This is a genomic window from Burkholderia latens, assembly GCF_001718795.1.
In the GTDB taxonomy this organism is placed as follows: Bacteria; Pseudomonadota; Gammaproteobacteria; order Burkholderiales; family Burkholderiaceae; genus Burkholderia; species Burkholderia latens_A.
This window is the reverse complement of record NZ_CP013435.1, coordinates 553,695-573,965: the sequence shown is the minus strand read 5'-3', so window position 1 is coordinate 573,965 and position 20,271 is coordinate 553,695. Positions and strand designations below refer to the sequence as shown.

The 20,271-nt window shown below is 65.9% G+C and carries 15 protein-coding genes; 1 reads left to right on the top strand and 14 read right to left on the bottom strand.

Annotated features, from left to right (window positions below; translation table 11 throughout):
- Nucleotide 1: 1 nt before the first annotated feature.
- From murC to coq7, 12 genes are all read right to left on the bottom strand, one after another.
- Nucleotides 2–1,399 carry a UDP-N-acetylmuramate--L-alanine ligase gene (murC, locus tag WK25_RS02690; protein ID WP_040143317.1) on the bottom strand — a complete coding sequence of 466 codons (1,398 nt, stop codon included), beginning with the start codon at nt 1,397–1,399 and terminating at the stop codon, nt 2–4.
- The gene (murG, locus tag WK25_RS02685; protein ID WP_069240946.1) at nt 1,396–2,499 is read right to left on the bottom strand and encodes an undecaprenyldiphospho-muramoylpentapeptide beta-N-acetylglucosaminyltransferase; all 1,104 of its coding nucleotides are present in this window, start codon (nt 2,497–2,499) and stop codon (nt 1,396–1,398) included. Before murG ends, murC begins: the two co-directional genes overlap by 4 nt.
- Nucleotides 2,496–3,779 (bottom strand): putative lipid II flippase FtsW, encoded by a 1,284-nt coding sequence (gene ftsW / locus WK25_RS02680; protein ID WP_040143314.1) that lies wholly within the window; start codon nt 3,777–3,779, stop codon nt 2,496–2,498. Before ftsW ends, murG begins: the two co-directional genes overlap by 4 nt.
- Nucleotides 3,776–5,287, bottom strand: coding sequence for a UDP-N-acetylmuramoyl-L-alanine--D-glutamate ligase (murD, locus tag WK25_RS02675; RefSeq protein ID WP_040143312.1), 1,512 nt, complete (start codon nt 5,285–5,287; stop codon nt 3,776–3,778). Before murD ends, ftsW begins: the two co-directional genes overlap by 4 nt.
- 28 nt (nt 5,288–5,315) lie before the next feature.
- Nucleotides 5,316–6,485, bottom strand: coding sequence for a phospho-N-acetylmuramoyl-pentapeptide-transferase (gene mraY / locus WK25_RS02670; RefSeq protein WP_040143311.1), 1,170 nt, complete (start codon nt 6,483–6,485; stop codon nt 5,316–5,318).
- Between the two features lie 16 nt (nt 6,486–6,501).
- Nucleotides 6,502–7,908, bottom strand: a complete 1,407-nt coding sequence (locus WK25_RS02665; RefSeq protein ID WP_040143309.1) for a UDP-N-acetylmuramoyl-tripeptide--D-alanyl-D-alanine ligase — start codon at nt 7,906–7,908, stop codon at nt 6,502–6,504.
- Entirely contained in the window at nt 7,905–9,443 is a 1,539-nt protein-coding gene (locus WK25_RS02660; RefSeq protein WP_040143308.1) for a UDP-N-acetylmuramoyl-L-alanyl-D-glutamate--2,6-diaminopimelate ligase, read from the bottom strand. Before WK25_RS02660 ends, WK25_RS02665 begins: the two co-directional genes overlap by 4 nt.
- Nucleotides 9,440–11,311, bottom strand: coding sequence for a peptidoglycan D,D-transpeptidase FtsI family protein (locus WK25_RS02655; RefSeq protein ID WP_040143306.1), 1,872 nt, complete (start codon nt 11,309–11,311; stop codon nt 9,440–9,442). The genes WK25_RS02660 and WK25_RS02655 overlap by 4 nt, the downstream gene beginning before the upstream one ends.
- The gene (gene ftsL, locus WK25_RS02650) at nt 11,308–11,649 is read right to left on the bottom strand and encodes a cell division protein FtsL (RefSeq protein WP_040143305.1); all 342 of its coding nucleotides are present in this window, start codon (nt 11,647–11,649) and stop codon (nt 11,308–11,310) included. The genes WK25_RS02655 and ftsL overlap by 4 nt, the downstream gene beginning before the upstream one ends.
- Nucleotides 11,646–12,587: a 16S rRNA (cytosine(1402)-N(4))-methyltransferase RsmH gene (gene rsmH, locus WK25_RS02645; protein ID WP_040143303.1), complete on the bottom strand. Its 942-nt coding sequence runs from the start codon at nt 12,585–12,587 to the stop codon at nt 11,646–11,648. Before rsmH ends, ftsL begins: the two co-directional genes overlap by 4 nt.
- A 23-nt stretch (nt 12,588–12,610) precedes the next feature.
- On the bottom strand, nt 12,611–13,039 hold the full coding sequence (gene mraZ / locus WK25_RS02640) for a division/cell wall cluster transcriptional repressor MraZ (protein ID WP_006487094.1): 429 nt from the start codon (nt 13,037–13,039) through the stop codon (nt 12,611–12,613).
- 388 nt (nt 13,040–13,427) lie between these two features.
- Nucleotides 13,428–14,054: a 2-polyprenyl-3-methyl-6-methoxy-1,4-benzoquinone monooxygenase gene (gene coq7 / locus WK25_RS02635; RefSeq protein WP_040143301.1), complete on the bottom strand. Its 627-nt coding sequence runs from the start codon at nt 14,052–14,054 to the stop codon at nt 13,428–13,430.
- A gap of 277 nt (nt 14,055–14,331) precedes the next feature.
- Here coq7 and WK25_RS02630 point away from each other — a divergent pair, with 277 nt between their 5' ends.
- Nucleotides 14,332–15,489, top strand: coding sequence for a porin (locus WK25_RS02630; RefSeq protein WP_040143299.1), 1,158 nt, complete (start codon nt 14,332–14,334; stop codon nt 15,487–15,489).
- A gap of 592 nt (nt 15,490–16,081) precedes the next feature.
- On the opposite strand, the gene WK25_RS02625 is transcribed toward WK25_RS02630, so the two are convergent.
- Nucleotides 16,082–17,755 (bottom strand): long-chain fatty acid--CoA ligase, encoded by a 1,674-nt coding sequence (locus tag WK25_RS02625; protein WP_069240945.1) that lies wholly within the window; start codon nt 17,753–17,755, stop codon nt 16,082–16,084.
- Nucleotides 17,756–17,891: 136 nt separating this feature from the next.
- On the bottom strand, nt 17,892–19,967 hold the full coding sequence (locus WK25_RS02620; protein WP_069240944.1) for a molybdopterin-containing oxidoreductase family protein: 2,076 nt from the start codon (nt 19,965–19,967) through the stop codon (nt 17,892–17,894).
- Between the last annotated feature and the right edge of the window lie 304 nt (nt 19,968–20,271).

Genomic DNA, 20,271 nt, shown 5'->3' with positions numbered 1-20,271 from the left:
GTCATCCCTTCTGTTGCGTGTTCTGCACGATCTTCGCCGGCACGCCGCCGATCGAACCCGCGCCCATCGTGATCACCACGTCGCCGTTGCGGGCGACCGCGGCCAATGCATCCGGCACGTCGTCGACCGTCGCGACGAACACCGGGTCGACCTTCCCCACCGCGCGCAGCGCGCGCGACAGCGCGTCGCCGTTGGCCGTCGCGATCGCCGCCTCGCCGGCTGCGTAGACTTCCGTCAGTACCAGCGCGTCGACCGTCGACAGTACGTTGACGAAGTCGTCGAAGCAGTCGCGCGTACGCGTGTAGCGGTGCGGCTGGAACGCCAGCACGAGGCGGCGGCCCGGAAACGCGCCGCGCGCGGCCGCGATCGTCGCGGCCATCTCGACCGGGTGGTGGCCGTAGTCGTCGATCAGCGTGTACTGCCCGCCGTCCGCGCTCGGCACCTCGCCGTAGCGCTGGAAGCGCCGGCCGACGCCGTTGAATTCCGCCAGCGCGAGCTGGATCGCGTCGTCCGACACGCCGAGATCGGTTGCGATCGCGATCGCCGCGAGCGCGTTTTGCACGTTGTGCAGGCCCGGCAGGTTCAGCACGACCGCGAGCGGCGCGCGGCCTTCGCGGATCACCGTGAAGTGCATGCGGCCGTCGCGCGCGTCGATGTCTTCCGCGCGCACCTGCGCGTCCGGCGACATCCCGTAGCGCACGACGGGCTTCGAAATGAACGGGATGATTTGCCGCACGTTGGGATCGTCCACGCACACGACCGCGCTGCCGTAGAACGGCAGACGCTGCGTGAATTCGATGAACGCCTGCTTGAGCCGCGCGAAATCGTGGCCGTAGGTATCCATGTGGTCGGCGTCGATGTTCGTGATGACTTCGATCACCGGATACAGATTCAGGAAGGACGCGTCCGACTCGTCGGCTTCGGCGACGATGAAATCGCCCGTGCCGAGCCGCGCGTTCGCGCCAGCACTGATCAGCCGGCCGCCGATCACGAAGGTCGGGTCCAGCCCGCCCGCCGCGAGCACGCTCGCGACGAGGCTCGTCGTCGTGGTCTTGCCGTGCGTGCCGGCAATCGCGATCCCCTGCTTCAGGCGCATCAGCTCCGCGAGCATCACCGCGCGCTGCACGATCGGCACGCGCTGATGGCGCGCGGCCAGCACTTCCGGATTGTCCGAACGCACGGCAGTCGATACGACGACCGCGTTCGCGCCGGCGATGTTCGCCGCGTCGTGGCCGATCGCGATGCGTGCGCCGAGCGCCTGCAGACGATCGGTCACCGCGTTGCGCGCCAAATCCGAGCCGCTGACCTCGTAGCCGAGATTGACGAGCACTTCGGCAATGCCGCTCATGCCCGCGCCGCCGATTCCGACGAAATGAATGTGTTTGACGATGTGTTTCATTGCAGTATTTCCAGGTTCGCGCCGGCCACCGTCGCGCAAATGCGCGCGACTTCGTCGGTGGCCTCGGGCTTCGCCAATGAGCGCGAACGCTCCGCCATGTCCGCGAGCGACGCCCGCGACTGGCCGCGCAGCCAGTCGGCGAGCAGTTCGGCCGACAGGTCGCGCTGTTGCACCAGCACCGCCGCTCCCGCATCGGCGAGGAAGGCGGCGTTGGTCGTCTGGTGATCGTCGACCGCGTACGGGAATGGCACGAACAGCGCCGCGACGCCAACCGCCGCGATCTCCGACACCGTCATCGCGCCGGAGCGGCAGATCACCAGATCCGCGGCTGCATACGCGCTCGCCATATCGTCGATGAACGGCACGAGGCGCACGTCGTCGCCTGCCGCGAAACCGGCCGCTTCGTAGTTCGCCTTCAGCGCGTCGATATGCTTCGCACCGGCCTGATGCACGACGCGCGGACGCTCGCCCGGCGCCAGCAGCGCCAGGGCGCGCGGCACGACTTCGTTCAGCGCCGCGGCGCCGAGGCTGCCGCCGACCACCAGCACGTTCAGCGGGCCGCTGCGCGACGCATAGCGTGCTTTGGGCGCTTCCGTGCGCGCAAGTTCCGCGCGAATCGGGTTGCCGGTCCATTCCGCGTGCGGCAGTGCATCGGGGAACGCGACCAGCACACGCTTCGCGAACTTCGCGAGCACCTTGTTCGCGAGCCCGGCGATCGAATTCTGTTCGTGCAGCACGAGCGGGCGGCCCGACAACGCGCTCATCACGCCCGCCGGGAACGTGATGTACCCGCCCATCCCGAGCACGACGTCCGGCCGCACGCGGCGCAACGCACCGAGGCTTTGCCAGCATGCGCGCAGCAGGTTCAACGGCAGCGTCAGCTTGGTCTTCAGGCCCTTGCCGCGCAGCCCGCCGAAGCGGACGTATTCCATCGGAATGCCGTGCTTCGGCACGAGCGTCGCTTCCATCCCGGCCGGATTGCCGAGCCACACGACGCGCCAGCCCGCCGCCTCCATCCGGTGCGCGACCGCGAGCCCCGGGAACACGTGGCCCCCGGTGCCGCCTGCCATCACCATCAGCGTGCGTCGCGACGCGGTCATACTTTTCCTCCGCGCATCAGCACCCGGTTCTCATAGTCCACCCGCAGCAGCACCGCGAGCGCGACGCAGTTCAGCAAGATGCCGGAGCCGCCGTAGCTCACGAGCGGCAGCGTCAGTCCCTTGGTCGGCAGCAGGCCGAGGTTCACGCCCATGTTGATGAAGGTCTGCGCACCGAACCAGATGCCGATACCCTTCGCCATCAGGCCCGCGAACGTGCGATCGAGCGCGAGCGCCTGGCGGCCGATCTCGAACGCGCGGCGCACGATCCAGTAGAACAGCAGGATCACGACCAGCACGCCGACGAAGCCGAGTTCCTCGCCGATCACTGCGAGGATGAAGTCGGTATGCGCTTCGGGCAGGTAGTTCAGCTTCTCGACGCTGCCGCCGAGGCCGACGCCGAACCATTCGCCGCGGCCGAACGCGATCAGCGAGTGCGTGAGCTGGTATGCCTTGCCCTGCGCGTAGCGTTCGTCCCACGGATCGAGATACGCGAAAATCCGCTCGCGGCGCCACGGCGACAGCCACACAAGCATCGTGAACGTGCCGACCGCCGTCGCGACCAGGCCGCCGAACAGCTTGCCGTTCACGCCGCCGAGGAACAGCACGCCCATTGCGATCGCCGCGACCACCATGAACGCGCCCATGTCCGGCTCGAGCAGCAGCAGCGCGCCGACGAGGCCCACCGCAAACGCCATCGGCAGAAAGCCCTTCGCGAAGCTCTGCATGTACTCCTGCTTGCGCACCGTGTAGTTCGCCGCGTAGATCGTCACCGCGAGCTTCATGATTTCCGACGGCTGCATGTTGGTAATGCCGAGCGGAATCCAGCGGCGTGCGCCGTTCACGCCCTTGCCGACGTGCGGGATCAGCACGATCACGAGGCCGACGAGTGCGATCAGGAACAGGTGCGGCGCGTACTTGTCCCACGTCGACACCGGCACGCGGAACGCGATCACCGCCGCGACGAACGCAACGACGAGCGATACGCAATGGCGCATCAGGAACGCGTAATCGTGATACGCGGCGTATTTCGGCGAATCGGGCATCGCGATCGACGCCGAATACACCATCACGACGCCGAGCCCGAGCAGCGCGATCGCGACCCACAGTAGCGAGTAATCGAAGTCGAGCATCCGCGAACGGCTCGGCCGCACGCCGTTGACGACGCTAGCGAGGCCGCCGGTCGCGGCGCGCGTGGCCGATGCGACGCGGCCGCCCGCGGCATTGCCGCCGGTGTCGCGCCGGTCGTTGAAACGGGAGACGAGGCGATCGGACCAGCTCATGGCGTCGCTCCTTTGTCGATGGCGACTTCATCCACCGCCGCCCGGAATACATCCGCGCGGTGGGCGTAATTCCTGAACATGTCGAGGCTCGCGCACGCTGGCGACAGCAACACCGCATCGCCCGGTTCGGCGAGCCCCGCTGCCGCGTGCACCGCCGCCTCGAGCGTCGGGTGATCCGCGAGCGGCACGCCGGTTTCCGCGAGCGTGTCGCGAATCGCGGGCGCGTCCCGGCCGATCAGCATCACCGCGCGGCACCAGCGCGCGACCGGCGCGACGAGCGGCCCGAAATCCTGACCCTTGCCGTCGCCGCCGGCGATCAGCACGGTCTTCTGCGCGAGCCCGTCGAGCGCGGCAACCGTCGCGCCGACGTTCGTTCCCTTGCTGTCGTCGACATAGTCGACGTCGTCGATTGTCGCGATCACTTCGACACGATGCGCTTCGCCGCGGTATTCGCGTAGCGCATGCAGCAGCGGCGCGGCCGGCAGGTCGATCGCTCGCGCAAGCGCGAACGCGGCCAGCGCATTCGCCGCGTTGTGCAACCCGCGGATGCGCAGCGCGTCGGCCGGCATCAGGCGCTTTTGAGCGATGTCGGGCGTATGCGCGCCGTCGCGCTTGCGCCGACGGGGCGTCGTCGTTTCGTCCGGCGCGTCGCGGTCGACCGCTTCGACGAGCCATGCGATGCCGTTGTCGCGCGACAGCCCGTAATCGCCGTCCTGCACCGGTTCGTTCAGGCCGAACGTGATCGTGCGCGCCGCGTCGGCGGCGCCGGCGGCCGGCGCGAACCTCATCACGGCCGCATCATCGCGGTTCAGCACGCGCGTCGTCGTCGCGCCGAAGATCCGACCCTTCGCTGCCGCATACGCGTCGAAGCTGCCGTGCCAGTCGAGGTGATCCTGCGTGATGTTCAGAATCGCGGCCGCATCGGGCGCGAACGTGCGCGCGGTCTCGAGCTGGAAACTCGACAGTTCGAGCACCCAGACATCGGGCAGCGCCGTATCGTCGATCGCGCTCGCGAGCCGGTCGAGCATCGCGGGGCTGATGTTGCCTGCGACAGCGACCTTCTTGCCCGCGCGCTGGCACAGCAGGCCAGTAAGGCTCGTCGTCGTCGTCTTGCCGTTGGTGCCGGTAATCGCGAGCACCTTCGGCTGATAGCCGCTCGTGCCGAGCGCGCGCAGCGCCTGCGCGAAGAATTCCAGTTCGCCCCACACCGCGATGCCGCGCTCGTTCGCGGCCGCGATCAGCGCGGCCAGCGCCGGCTCGAGCGGCGACAGGCCGGGGCTCAGCCCGACGATCTCGATGCCCCCATCGAGCAGCGCCGGCGTGAACGGCCCGCCGACGAATTCCGCATCGATGCCTTCGGCCTGCAGCGCGGCAAGGTTCGGCGGCGCCTCGCGGGTATCGGCGATACGCAGCCGGCACCCGTGCCTCGCGCACCACCGCGCGATCGCGAGGCCCGATTCCCCGAGCCCCAGTACGAGCACCATCGGCCGCTGCCGATCTCCAAACATCTCGCCAGACATCCTTGTTACCTTTCCTTTACCGCAACTTGAGGGTGGACAGACCGAACAGGCAGAGCATCAGCGTAATGATCCAGAAACGCACCACCACCTGCGTTTCCTTCCAGCCGGACAATTCGAAATGGTGATGCAGCGGCGCCATCTTCAGCAGACGCCGCCCTTCGCCGTAACGCTTCTTCGTGTATTTGAACCACGACACCTGCAGCATCACCGACAGCGTTTCCGCGACGAAGATGCCGCCCATGATGAACAGCACGATTTCCTGGCGCACGATCACCGCGACCGTGCCGAGCGCGCCGCCGAGCGCGAGCGCACCGACGTCGCCCATGAACACCTGCGCCGGGTGCGTGTTGTACCAGAGGAACGCGAGCCCCGCGCCGCCCATCGCCGAGCAGAAGATCAGCAATTCGCCCGCACCGGGGATGTGCGGGAACAGCAGGTATTTCGAATAGACCGAGCTGCCCATCACGTACGCAAACACGCCGAGCGACGCGCCGACCAGCACGACCGGCATGATCACGAGCCCGTCGAGGCCGTCGGTCAGGTTCACCGCGTTGCTCGCGCCGACGATCACGAAGTAGGTCAGCACGATGAAGCCCCAGACGCCGAGCGGGTAGCTGATCGACTTCAGGAACGGCAGCATCAGGTCGGCCCGCGCGGGCAGGCCCATCGACAGGCCGCTCCTCACCCAAGCCATGAACAGGTCGAACACGCGCACGTTGTTCGCCTCGGACACGCTGAACGCGAGGTAGACGGCCGCGAACAGGCCAATCACCGACTGCCAGAAATATTTCTCGCGCGACGACATCCCGCGCGGATCCTTGTAGACGACCTTCCGGTAATCGTCGACCCAGCCGATCACGCCGAAGCCGAACGTGACGAGCATCACGATCCAGATGAAACGGTTCGTCAGATCGCCCCACAGCAGCGTCGCGACCGCGATGCCGATCAGGATCAGCACGCCGCCCATCGTCGGCGTGCCGGACTTCACGAGGTGGGTCTGCGGACCGTCCTTGCGCACGGCCTGGCCAACCTTCATTTGCGTCAGCTTGCGGATCACCCATGGTCCGCACACGAGCCCGATCCCGAGCGCCGTGATGGTGGCCCCGACCGCACGAAACGTCAGGTACGTGAACAAGCGCAAAAAGCTTGCGTCTCCTTGCAGCCATTGCGCCAGCGCCAGCAGCATGCTTCCTTCCTTCTACTCAATGGGCGGCGGGCGCCATGCCCGTCGCGGGTTGGTTCGTCAGCGCGTCGACCACGCGCTCCATCTTCATGTAACGCGAGCCCTTCACGAGCACCGTCGCGTGCGCGTCGTGACCCGCCGCCAGCAACGCGGTTACGAGCGCACCGACATCGTCGAAATGACGCGCCCTGTCGCCGTAAGCCGTGCACGCATCGCGCGACGCGTCGCCGAGTGCGAACAGCGCATCGATGCCGCGCTCGCGCGCATACGCGCCGATTTCCCGGTGGAATGCCGGCCCTTCGTCTCCGACCTCGCCCATGTCGCCGATCACCAGCACGCGCGGCGCCGGTTGCGCGGCCAGCACGTCGATCGCGGCTCGCATCGAGTCGGGATTCGCGTTGTACGTGTCGTCGACGACCGTCGCGCCTGCGAGGCTGCCGACGTTCGCCTGCTTCACCTGCAGACGACCCTTCACCGGTTCGAACGATTCGAGGCCCTGCTTGATCGCTGCCAGCTCGATGCCGGCCGCGAGCGCCGCGGCCGTCGCCGCCAATGCGTTGCGGGCGTTGTGCTCGCCGAGCGCGCGCAGCCGCACCGTCAACGCACCGGACGGCGTGTCGATCGCAAGCTCGCCGCCGTGCAGGCGGCCCGTGACCTGCGCGTCGGCCTGCCGGTCGGCGTCGTGCAGCGCGAAATCGAGAATCCGGTTGCCGGTCGCGGCGACGCGCCAGATGCCCGCGTAGGCATCGTCGGCCGGAAACACCGCGACACCGTCCGGCGTCAGCGCGTGGATCACGGCCGCATGTTCGAGCGCGACCGCCTCGACCGTCGCCATGAACTCCTGGTGCTCGCGCTGCGCATTGTTGACGAGCGCGACGGTCGGCGCGGCGATGCGCGCGAGCACTTCGGTCTCGCCCGGATGGTTCATCCCGAGCTCGATCACCGCGACGCGATGCGCGCCCGACAGGCGCAGCAGCGTCAGCGGCACGCCGATGTCGTTGTTCAGGTTGCCGGCCGTCGCGAGCCGCGCATCGGCGCCGACTGCAGCGGCGAGAATCGACGCGATCATTTCCTTGACGGTCGTCTTGCCGTTGCTGCCCGTCACCGCGATGAGCGGCAGCGCGAAGCGCTTGCGCCACCCGTGTGCGAGCGCGCCGAGCGCGGCACGCGTTTCGCCGCCCTCGATCGCCGGTATCGCAAGACCCGTCGGCACGTGCGCGACGAGCGCTGCGGCCGCGCCGCGCGCGGCCACGTCGCCGAGGAAATCGTGCGCATCGAAGCGCTCCCCCTTCAGCGCGACGAACAGATCGCCCGGGCCGACCGTGCGGCTGTCCGTGGACACACGCTCGAACGTGGCGGCCGGATCGCCGTGGACGGTCGCACCGGGAATCAGCCGAGCGGCTTCGCCGAGACTGAGCATCGTCATTCGCCGCCTCCCTTGCCGTGCGTCGCGCGCGCCGCGAGCGCGAGCCGTGCGTGATCCTGATCGGAGAATGCGCGTTTCTTTCCCATGATTTCCTGCGTGGCCTCGTGCCCCTTGCCGGCCAACACGACGACATCTTCGCGGGCCGCGCCGCGCACGGCCTGCAGGATCGCGCTTGCGCGATCCTCGATGCGGCGTGCGCGCTCGGGCGCGGCCATGCCTGCGATGACCTGATCGATGATGCGCTGCGGATCTTCGCTGCGCGGGTTGTCGCTCGTCACGACGACTTCGTCGGCGAGCCGCTCGGCGATCGCGCCCATCAACGGGCGCTTCGTCGCGTCGCGATCCCCGCCGCAGCCGAACATGCAGACGAGCCGGCCGCCGCGCGCGGCCGCGATCGGGCGCAGCGCGTCGAGCGTCTTGTCGAGCGCGTCCGGGGTGTGCGCATAGTCGATCACGACGAGCGGTTCGTCGTTCTGCAGGCGGCCGCCGAGCCGCTGCATGCGCCCGTTCACGGACTCGAGCCGCGCGATCTCGGCAATCGCCGCGTCGAACGGCACGTCGGCCGCGAGCAGCGAGCCGAGCACCGCGAGCAGGTTGCTGACGTTGAACGTGCCGAGCGTGCCGACCTCGACGTCCGCGTCGCCCCACGACGAGCGCAGGCGGAATGCCGTGCCCGTCGGGGTCGCGCGCACATCGTGGGCGACCAGTTCGCGATCGGCGTCGGCCGCGTGCGCGTCGCCGATTCCGTATGCGATCGTGCGAACGCGCCCGGCCAGCTTCTCGAGCAGGCGCCGGCCGGCTGCGTCGTCGCGATTGACGACCGCCGCGCGCAGCCCGCGCCACGCGAACAGCTTCGCCTTCGCGGCTTCGTATGCGTCGAACGTGCCGTGGTAGTCGAGGTGATCCTGCGTGAGGTTCGTGAAGACGGCGATATCGAACGCCGTGCCGTTCACCCGGCCCTGATGCAGCGCGTGCGACGACACCTCCATCGCGACAGCCCGCGCGCCCGCGGCGTGCAGTTGCGCGAGGCTGCGCTGCAGCTGCGGCGCATCCGGCGTCGTGAAACCGGTGGGCACAAGCTGCCCCGGCATCCCGGTGCCCAGCGTGCCGATCACCGCGCACGGCTGGTGCAGCGCCGTCAGCGCCGCGGCGATCCATTGCGTGCACGACGTCTTGCCGTTCGTGCCGGTCACGCCAACGACGAGCAACTCGTCGCTCGGGTCGCCGTACCAGCCGCTGGCGATCTCGCCGGCCAGTTCGTCGAGGGCCGGCACTGCAAGCGCGGCGGGCGCCGCCGGCGCGGCCGCGAGGCCTTCCGGCTGATACAGCACGGCGGCCGCGCCGCGCGCGACGGCGTCGGAAATGAATGCGCGATTGTCCGCGCCGTCGACCGCATAGCCGAGAAACACGTCGCCGGCCTGCAGGCTGCGCGTGTCGGCGTGCAGTTGCGCCGCGGGGGTCACATGCTCGCGCAGCCACGCGAGCGCGGCTGCGATCTGCTGATGCGCCGGATGTGAACTGCGGGCGGCGCTCATCGAACAACTCCTGGTGAATTACGTGTCGTGCTGGATACGATCATATGCTTCGCACCGGCGCCTGCGGCGAGCTTCTGCGGGCCAGGCTTCGCGCCGCCCGGCTTGGCAGGGGCCGCCGCCGCGCCCGGCGCGTCGTCGGACACGACGAGCTGCTTGACCGGCATGTTCGGCGGTACGTTGAGTGCGCGAAGCGTGTCGCCGGCGATCGCCGAGAATACGGGGCCGGACACCTGGCCGCCGAAGTGGCTGCCGGCCGTCGGTTCGTCGACGGACACCGCGACGACGATCCGCGGATTGGGCATTGGCGCCATCCCGACAAACGACGCGCGGTACTTGCGCGTGTAACCGTGGCCTTCATGCTTGTACGCCGTACCGCTCTTGCCCCCGACGCGATAGCCGGCCACGGCCGCGTCCGGCGACGTGCCGCCCGGCGCGACCACCGTCTCGAGCATCGCGCGCACTTCGCGCGCGGTGGTCGGGTTGAATACCTGCGTGCCCGCAATCTGCTGGTTGGGGTCGGTCTTGAAAATGGTGACGGGCATCAGTTCGCCGTCATGCGCGATCGCGGTATAGGCGCGCGCGAGCTGGAACAGCGACGCGGACAACCCATAGCCGTACGACATCGTCGCCTGCTCGATGCGGCGCCAGCTCTTCCACGGACGCAGGCGGCCGGCCGCGGCGCCCGGGAAGCCGACCTTCGGCGCCTGGCCGAGGCCGATGCTCGTATACATATTCCACATTTCCTCGGGCCGCATCGTCATCGCGATCTTCGTCGCGCCGATGTTGCTCGACTTCTGAATCACGCCGCCGACCGTCAACGTGCCGAAACCCGCGTCGTCGGTGATCGGCGCGCCGTCCAGCACGAAGTGACCGTTGCCGGTTTCGACGAGCGTGTTCGGCGTCACGCGCCGCAGATCGAGCGCGAGCGACACCGTGAACGGCTTCATGATCGAGCCCGGCTCGAACACGTCGGTCAGGATCCGGTTGCGCAGTTGCTCGCCGGTCAGGCGCGTACGGTCGTTCGGGTTGTAGGTCGGATAGTTGACCAGCGCAAGCACCTCGCCGGTGCGCACGTCGACGACCATCGCCGCGCCAGCCTTCGCCTTGAACTTCTCGACGGCCGCCTTGAGGTTCGCATACGCGATGTACTGGATCTTGCTGTCGATCGACAGGTCGACGTCCGTACCGTTGTGCGGCGGGATCTGTTCGGCCACGTCCTCCACGATGTGCCCGAGGCGGTCCTTGATCACGCGACGCACACCCGACGTGCCGGACAGCATCTTCTGGTCGCCGAGCTCGACGCCTTCCTGCCCTTCGTCCTCGACGTTCGTGAAACCGATCAGGTGCGCGGTGATCTCGCCTTCCGGATAGAAGCGCTTGTATTCGTTGCGCTGATAGACGCCGGGGATGTCGAGCGCGGCGACCTTGTCGGCGATGTCGATCGGCACCTGGCGCTTCACGTAGACGAAGCCCTTGTCTTCCGACAGCTTCACGCGCAGCTCCTTCGGCGTCATGCCGAGGAGCTTGCCGAGCTGGGCGATCTTGTTCGCGTCGAGATCGTCCGGCACCGCGTCGGGAATCGCCCAGATCGCACGCACCGGCAGGCTCGTCGCGAGCACGAGCCCGTTACGGTCGAGAATCTTGCCGCGCGTGGCCGGCAGCTCGATCGTGCGCTGATAGCGGCTTTCGCCCTGCTTCTGATAAAACGCGTTGCCCGGCCCCTGGATCCAGAACGCGCGCGCGGCGAGCGCGACGAACGCCATGAACAGCAGGAACACGACGAGTTTCGAGCGCCACATCGGCAGGTGCACGCCGAGCACCGGGCTCGACGAGAATTTGACGTCCTGGCGCTTTTGCGACGGTTTCATCGCGCGCCCCCGTTGCGCTTGGCGGCCGCGTCGGCCGATGCGGGAATCGGCGCGTCGATCGCCTTCGCGGCGCCCGGCGGCAGCGTCAGGTATTGCGTACGGCCCGTCGTGATCGGCTGCATCTTCAGCGAATCGTTCGCGAGCTGCTCGATCCGCGACGTCTTCGACAGCGCGCTCTGCTGATATTGAAGCTGCGCATAGTCCTGCTGAAGCTGACGCTCCTGCGACTGCGCACGCTGCAGCTGAATGAAGATCTGGCGTTGCTGGTTCGTCGAGTTGACGACCGACAGCGCGCAGCCCATCACGATGATCAGCAGGAAGATATTGAAGCGGCTCATGGCGTGACGCGCTCCGCAATGCGCATCACGGCGGAGCGGGCGCGCGGATTTGCGGCGACCTCGGCTTCGCTCGGGAACTGACGGCTGATGATCTTGAGCGGCGGGCTCGGGAGGTCGACGGCACGGAGCGGCAGGCGGCGATCGACCGCAGGCGCACTGGCGTGCGCCTGCATGAATCGCTTGACGATCCGGTCCTCGAGTGAATGAAAGCTGATGACCACCAGCCGCCCCCCTTGCTCCAGCAACGACAATGCCGCGTCTAGTACGACTTGCAGGTCCGCAAGCTCTTGATTGACGTGAATCCGTATAGCCTGAAAGGTGCGGGTTGCCGGATCCTTGCCCTTCTCACGGGTTTTGACGACGTGACCCACGATTTGGGCAAGCTCGCCCGTGGTGTCGAGAGGCCCAAGACGGTCGGACTCTGCCCGGCGAGCAACAAGCGCCTTTGCAATCTGAAAAGCAAACCGTTCTTCCCCATAATCCCGTATCACCTCCGTCAATTCCTGCACCGAAGCCCGTGCAAGCCACTCGGCCGCCGACTCGCCACGCGTCGGATCCATCCGCATGTCCAGCGGACCATCCGCGCGAAAGCTGAAACCGCGCGCCGGATCGTCCACCTGTGGCGAGGACACGCCCAGGTCCAGCAACACCCCCGACACCTTTTCGATACCGCGCGCCGCCAGCGCGTCGCGCATCGACGCAAAGCTGTCATGCACGATCGAGAAGCGCGCATCCTCGATGCGCTGCGCCGTCTCGATCGCCCTCGGATCCTTGTCGAACGCGATGAGCCGTCCGGCCGGCGCAAGCCGCGCGAGCACCGCGCGACTATGACCGCCGCGCCCGAACGTGCCGTCGACATACGTGCCGTCCGGCCGCGTCACGAGCGACTCGACCGCCTCGTCCAGCAATACGGTCCGATGCTGCAATTCGTTTCCCATCGCGGGCGTCTCCGTCACCGCAATCAGAACGTGAAGTTCTTCAGCGCGTCGGGCATGCCCTGCGCCATCGCTGCCTGCTCCTTCGCGTTGTAGGTCTGCGAATCCCACAGCTCGAAGTGACTACCCATTCCCAACAACATGACTTCCTTTTCCAGTCCGGCCGCCATCCGCAGCTCGGGCGATACGAGAATCCGGCCTGCGCTGTCGAGATCGACGTCCATCGCGTTGCCGAGGAAAATGCGCCGCCACCAATGGGCATCCATCGGCAGCGCGGCAATCTTGGCGCGGAATACTTCCCATTCGGGGCGCGGAAACAGCAACAGGCAGCCGTCCGGGTGCTTGGTCACAGTCACCCGTCCTTCTGCCTGTCCTTGCAGCGCTTCGCGATAGCGAGCCGGCACCGACATCCGCCCTTTCGCATCGAGCGTCAGCGCCGACGCCCCTTGGAACACTTTCCGCTCTCCCGTTCAGGGCACCGAAGCACCCGCTCAACGCTCAAGAATTTAGCCCGAACAGCCCGCCAAATCACACAAAAATACACTTTCTCACACTGTCTCCCACTTTAGAGGAAGGGTTTGGGACGGTCAAGGGAGCGGCCCGGTTTTTTGACGAATTTTGTTAGTCAGAACAAGGACTTACGCGCACATGCTCATGCGGCCCCTCATACCAAAAACCGTTATAAATGAATGAGCTAGTGCAACTTGTGAAGGTGATACGTGAGAAAGGCGGGCCAGACTGGCGTGTGGGCGGGGCTTTCGGGGGCGGGAAAACGCGGAAAAAACGGGCAATACCGAGGCGGCGAGCGGTGGGCGGCGTCCCGCGCCGCCCACCGCTCGAATGTCACAGATAGTATGCAGTGCTGGTCATGACCTTCGACGCGGCGCGCATCAACATCCGCGCCGGCAGCGGCAGTTCGATCCCGCCGGCGTCGGTCGCTGCCTTGCCGTGCTTCACCTCATCGAGCCGCATCTGCTCGACGATCGCGCGCGACGCGGTATCCGTCGCCGGCAATTCGGACAGGTGCCCGTCGAGGTGGCTCTCGACCTGACGTTCCGTCTCCGCCATGAAGCCGAGGCTGACCTTGTCGCCCAGCGCGCCGGCCGCCACTCCGATCGCGAGCGCGCCAGCGTACCACAGCGGGTTGAGCAGGCTCGGACGCGAATCGAGTTCCTTCAGCCGGTGCGCGGTCCAGGCGAGATGATCCTCCTCCTCGCGCGCGGCTTCCTCGAACATCGCCTTCGACGTCGCCGAACGCGCGGTCAGCTTCTGCGCCTGGTACAGCGCCTGCGCACAGACTTCGCCGACGTGGTTCACGCGCATCAGGCCCGCGGCATGCGTACGCTCTGCGGGCGTCAATTCGCCGGCGGGCGGCTCCGCCGGCACGGGCACGGGGCGGCTCATCCGGCTAATGCCGGTCAGCGATCGCAGGCCGCGATCGAATTCGCTGATCAGTTCATCCAACACCATCCTGTTCTCCTGGCTGCGTGTGCTGCCGCGGGCGGCAAAGGCACGTGCTCCGCTGCGTAACCGACTTGATTATTCAGCGGAAATTGCGGTTAACCCGTGATTTTAACCATTGTTGCATAAAGGAAACATGGCGGCCTTGCGCCACGGCATTTCGCTTTGTCGGAAAAAACGGCTTTGCTACATTACGAGCGACTTCTTGCGAAGTTGATGGGGCCCGTCAACACACCATAACTATCCGCCCCGCCAAAATAATTCAGTGATTCTTGGAGATCCGTTAATGAAAAAGTCGCTTCTCGCGCTCGTCGCGCTGGGCGCGTTTGCTGGCGCAGCTCATGCGCAAAGCAGCGTGACGCTTTACGGCATCATCGATGAAGGCTTCATCTTCAACAACAACGCCAAGGGCGGCCACCTGTACGGCCTATCGAGCGGCGTGATGCAAGGCAGCCGCTTCGGCCTGCGCGGCACGGAAGATCTGGGCGCCGGCCTGAAGGCGATCTTCGTGCTCGAGAACGGTTTCGACGTCAACTCCGGCAAGCTGGGCCAGGGCGGTCTGATGTTCGGCCGTCAGGCTTACGTCGGCCTGTCGAGCCAGTACGGCACGGTCACGCTGGGTCGGCAGTACGACTCGGTCGTCGACTTCGTCGGCCCGCTCGAGGCAGGCGACCAGTGGGGCGGCTACATCGCCGCTCACCCGGGCGACCTCGACAACTTCAACAACGCTTATCGCGTGAACAACGCGGTCAAGTACACGAGCCCGACCTACGGCGGCTTCTCGTTCGGTGGCTTGTACAGCTTCGGCGGTCAAGCCGGCCAGTTCGCGAAGAACCAGGTCTGGTCGCTCGGCGCCGGCTACAACAACGGTCCGCTGGTGTTGGGCGTCGGCTACTTGAACGCACGCACGCCGGCGAACTTCGGCGGCATGTTCAACACGGGCGCATCGGCTGCCGCGACGGCCGTGTCGTCGCCGGTTTACGGCGCGTATGCGAACAGCGCGAACACGTATCAGGTCATCGGTGCAGGCGGTGCGTATACGTTCGGCGCAGCGACGATCGGCGCGACGTACTCGAACACGAAGTTCAAGGGCTTCTCGGTCGGTCCGTTCGTGAACCAGACCGCGACGTTCAACAACGGCGAAATCAACTTCAAGTATCAGCTGACCCCGGCGCTGATCGTCGGCGCCGCGTACGACTACACGCAAGGCAGCAAGATCGATGGCAATTCGGCGGCCAAGTACCACCAGGGCTCGCTGGGTGTCGACTACTTCCTGTCGAAGCGCACGGACGTCTACGTGATCGGCGTGTACCAGCATGCTTCGGGCAATGCGCTCGACTCGGCAGGCAACGTCGTTCAGGCACATGCTTCGATCAACGGTCTCGACCCGTCGACGACCACCAACCAGGTCGCAGCACGCGTCGGCATCCGTCACAAGTTCTAATCAGCTTGTCTGACAAGCCGCAGCATCTTGAAGGCGCCTCCGGGCGCCTTTTTCCTTTTGGCGCCCGGAAGTGGGGCTGGGACCGGCGGGTGGCGGGTGGCGGGCGACGGGCGACGGGTGGCGGGTGGCGGGTGGCGGGTGGCGGGTGGCGGGTGGCGGGTGGCGGGTGGCGGGTGGCGGGTGACGGGTGACGGGTGACGGGTGACGGGTGACGGGTGACGGGTGACGGGTGACGGGTGACGGGTGACGGGTGACGGGTGACGGGTGACGGGTGACGGGTGACGGGTGACGGGTGACGGGTGACGGGTGGCATGATCGGCTCTCGACGCGCTCACCGCGATGAACAACAGTTCGTTCCGCTGAACCGGCGCCAACGCAAACGCCAGCCTACGAACGACACACACCGGGATAAACGCACGTGCGACCGGATCGCTCGCGTCCTGCCCATCAGCGCGTTACAGGAGCCCGCAGCATTCCGGTCGAACGTGCATCGTTGCGGCGACGGTCGCACAAAGGCACCACAACGCCGCATCCCCCACCAAGCACGAAAAGCCCGGCTCGGAAGCCGGGCACGATCGCTCGATGTCGCGAGTCATGCGCGTCCGTCGCGCAATTCCCGCCGCAGGATCTTGCCGACGTTCGTCTTCGGCAGCTCCGTGCGAAACTCGACTAGCTTCGGCCGCTTGTAGCCGGTGAGCCGCTCCTTGCAGTACGCGAGGATGTCCTGGTCGGTAAGCGTCGGATCCTTCTTCACGACGAACAGCTTCACCGCTTCGCCCGAATGCTCGTCCGGCACGCCGACCGCAGCGACCTCGAACACGCCCGGATGCGACGCCACGACGTCCTCGACCTCGTTCGGATACACATTGAAACCCGATACGAGGATCATGTCCTTCTTCCGATCGACGATCTTCACGTAACCGCGCGCGTCCATCACTCCGACGTCGCCCGTCTTGAAGAAGCCGTCCGGGCACATGACTTTCGCGGTTTCGTCCGGACGGTTCCAGTAGCCGGCCATCACCTGCGGGCCACGGATACAGATCTCGCCCGGCTCGCCGAGCGCGACGTCATTGCCGGCGTCGTCGCGGATCGCCACTTCCGTCGATGGCAGCGGCAGGCCGATCGTTCCGCTGTATTCGGTCGCCGTCACGGGATTGCAGGTCGCAACCGGCGAGGTTTCCGACAAGCCATACCCTTCGACAATCGCCGTATGAGTCCGCTCGTACCAGCGTTTCGCGACCCCTTCCTGGATCGCCATGCCGCCGCCGTTCGCGATCGCCAGCTTCGACAGGTCGAGCTGGTCGAAATCGGGATGGTTCAGCAGCGCGTTGTACAGCGTGTTGACGGCCGGAATCGTCGAGATCTGATAGCCCTTCAGCTCCTTGATCATTCCGCCGATGTCGCGCGGGTTCGGGATCAGGACGCCCATGCCGCCCGTGCGCATCGTCAGGAAGCCGCAGACCGTCAGCGCAAACACGTGGTAGAGCGGCAACGCGACGACCGTCACGAATTGCTTCACGTCGGGATACTTCTCGTGTGCAGGATGGTGCCACGCGCCGGCCTGCAACACGTTCGACACGATGTTTCGGTGCAGCAGCGTCGCGCCCTTCGCGACGCCGGTCGTGCCGCCGGTGTACTGCAGGAAAGCGATGTCGTCGGGGCCGAGCTTTTGCGGCTTGAACGTCTGCCGCGCACCTTCCGACAGCGCGGCCTTGAAGCGTGTGAAGGACGCCAACTGCCACGCCGGCACCATCTTCTTCACATTGCGCACGACATAGTTGACGAGCCAGCCCTTGATGCCGAGCAGGTCGCCCATCGAGGCGACCACGACATGCTTGACCGCGGTATTCGCGATGACGGCCTGCAGCGTCGATGCAAAATTCTCGAGGATGACGATTGCCTCTGCCCCGCTGTCCTTCAGCTGATGTTCGAGTTCGCGCGGCGTATAGAGCGGATTGACGTTGACGACCGTATAGCCCGCGCGCAGCACGGCGACGATCGCGACCGGGTACTGCAGCACGTTCGGCATCATCAGCGCGACGCGCGCGCCGCGCTTCAGGCCGCGCGATTGCAGCCACGCGCCGAACTGGCGCGACAACACGTCTAGCTCGCCGTACGTGATGCGCTTGCCCATGCAGACAAACGCGTCGCGGTCGCGATACTGTCTGAAGCTTTCGTCGAGAAGATCCGGAATGGAAGGATACGGAGACGCGTCAATTTCGGCTGGAACGCCGGGTGGATACGATTTCAGCCAAATTTTGTCCATGCCGCGCGTCTCCTCACAAATTTTCGAATGGTCGTGCTAAAACGCATCGTAGCGGCTCGCCGGTGCCGAGACAACAGGGTTAGATGCCCACTTCGAACTTTCGAATGAATTCGTACGATCATATCGCGAAGTTCGGTCAAATCCGCTCAACCTCCACGAGACAGTCGTAAAACGTCGCCGAGTTGCCGAGATCGGTCAAAGCCTGGCTCGTCACTTCGTTTGCGTTCCGCCCGTCCGGCGCCAACTTTTTCCACCAGATCGACAGGCCGACGACGAGTCCCGGCCGCGCGCGATCGGTGATTCGCGCAACGGCCTGCATCGATCCGCGGTCGTTGAAGATGCGCACGACGTCCCCATTCTCGATCCCGCGCGCATCAGCGTCTGTGGGGTGCATGTCGAGATGCGGCTCGCCTTCGGTGCTGCGCAGGCTATCCACGTTTACGAACGTGCTGTTCAGGAAGTTTCGGGCCGGCGGCGAAATCATGGCGAGCGGATAACGCGCGGCGAGCTCGGGCGCGGATTCCGCCGATTCGAACGGCGGCAGGTAATCGGGCACCGGGTCCAGCCCCATCTGCTCGAGGCGCGCGCTGTAGAACTCGCACTTGCCGGACGGGGTGCGAAAGCCGCCATTCGCAAACGGGGCGTCCGCAATCTTGAGCTTCAACCAACCTGCTCGCTTCAGCGAGTCCCAGTCGCTGCCCAGCACCGGATCATTCCAGCGCAACGCCGCCCGCGCGACCTCTTCGTCGCTGAGATAAAGCGCAGGCTCGTCGAGCCCCATGCTGCGCGCGATACCGCGAAAGATTTCGGTGTTTGGCCGCGCTTCGCCGACCGGCGCAATCACGGGGAGATTTGCCATCACGTACGTGTGGCCGTACGACTTGTGGACATCGAGATGCTCGAGCTGCGTCGTCGCCGGCAGCACAATGTCGGCGAAATCGACCGTATCTGTCTTGAAGTGCTCAAGAACCACTGTAAATAGATCGTCGCGCGCGAAACCCGCTGCCACTTTCGACGAGTCGGGCGCAACCGCAACCGGGTTCGAGTTGTAGACGATCATCGCTTCGATCTTTGGCCCGAAGGTCGTATCGCCGGGATGCAGCAACGCGTCGCCGATCGCGTTCATGTTGATGCTGCGCGGCAGATGGCGCGGCCAGCCGGGCATCAGATCCGGGCGCAGCAGCGCCGCATGATCGACCGGGGCGGATTCCGATGACGAAAGCAGCAATCCGCCGGCGCGGTCCCGCCACGCGCCCGTCAGCGCAGGCAGGCTGGCAATTGCGCGCACGGCGTTGCCGCCGCCGCGTACGCGCTGCATGCCGTAATTCAGGCGGATCGACGCCTTGCGCGTCGTGCCATAGCGGCGCGCCAGATCAATCAGTTCCGACGCTTCGATGCCGCAGATCTGCGCGACACGCTCGGGCGGAAACGATAGCGCTCGCGCCTTCAGCGCGTCGAAACCGAGCGTATGCCGGACGATGTAGTCATGATCGAGCAGATCTTCAGTGATCAGCACGTGCATCATCCCGAGCGCGAATGCCCCGTCGGTGCCAGGCTTCAATGCGATGTGCTGATGACATTTCTCTGCGGTCAGCGAGCGATATGGATCGATTGCGATCAGACGGGCGCCTCGGCGCTTGGCCTCCTGCGCGCGGGTCCAGAAGTGCAGGCTCGATGCGATCGGGTTGGCGCCCCAGATCAGGATCAGCTGGCTTTCCTCGAAATGCTCGAGGTGCATGCCGACGTTTCCACCGTACGTATAGCGCAGTCCCGCCGTACCGGCTGCGGCGCAAATTGTCCGTTCCAGCCTCGATGCGCCGATTTTGTGGAAAAACCGCTGCGCCAGGCCTTCACCCTGCACGAGGCCCATCGTGCCCGCATAGCTGTACGGGACGATCGCCTCCGGCGCGCGCGCGGCGATTTCAACCAGACGACGACCGATCTCATCGAGCGCTTCGCCCCAGCTAATCGGCACGAAGCGCCCTTCTCCCTTTGCTCCCACGCGCTTGAGCGGCACGGTCAAACGGTCGGGATGGTGAACGCGTTCCGCATATCGGCTGACTTTCGTACATAACACGCCTTGCGTGGGTGGATGATCAGGGTCGCCGGTGACCTTGATCGCCCTGCCGTTTTCGACAGTCACGCGCATTGCACACGTGTCCGGGCAGTCATGCGGGCAGACGGCCCGGACTGTCTGTGTAAGGGCGTTCATCGTTGTGGTTGCAGACTGGTGGAGGTCCGCAAATTCTACGTGGAAGGGCGAAATAACGCGTCGTTTTGCGGGAATTTCCGCTAAGTTTGGCGACAAGGCGGCACCGGCGGACAGCGTATATCGGCGCTGCGCACGGCTTTACCATGCCGATACAACGATGCGGCGACGGAGGATTGAAGTTGGGTTCACCTGCCCTGCCCTCGGGACGGTAAAGCGATCCGCACTGATGATGGATCTTGCGGTGGCGCGGCCCGCAGGCGCCCGCAGGCTGCGAACGCTTCTCACGCTGCCATCCATTTCCGCC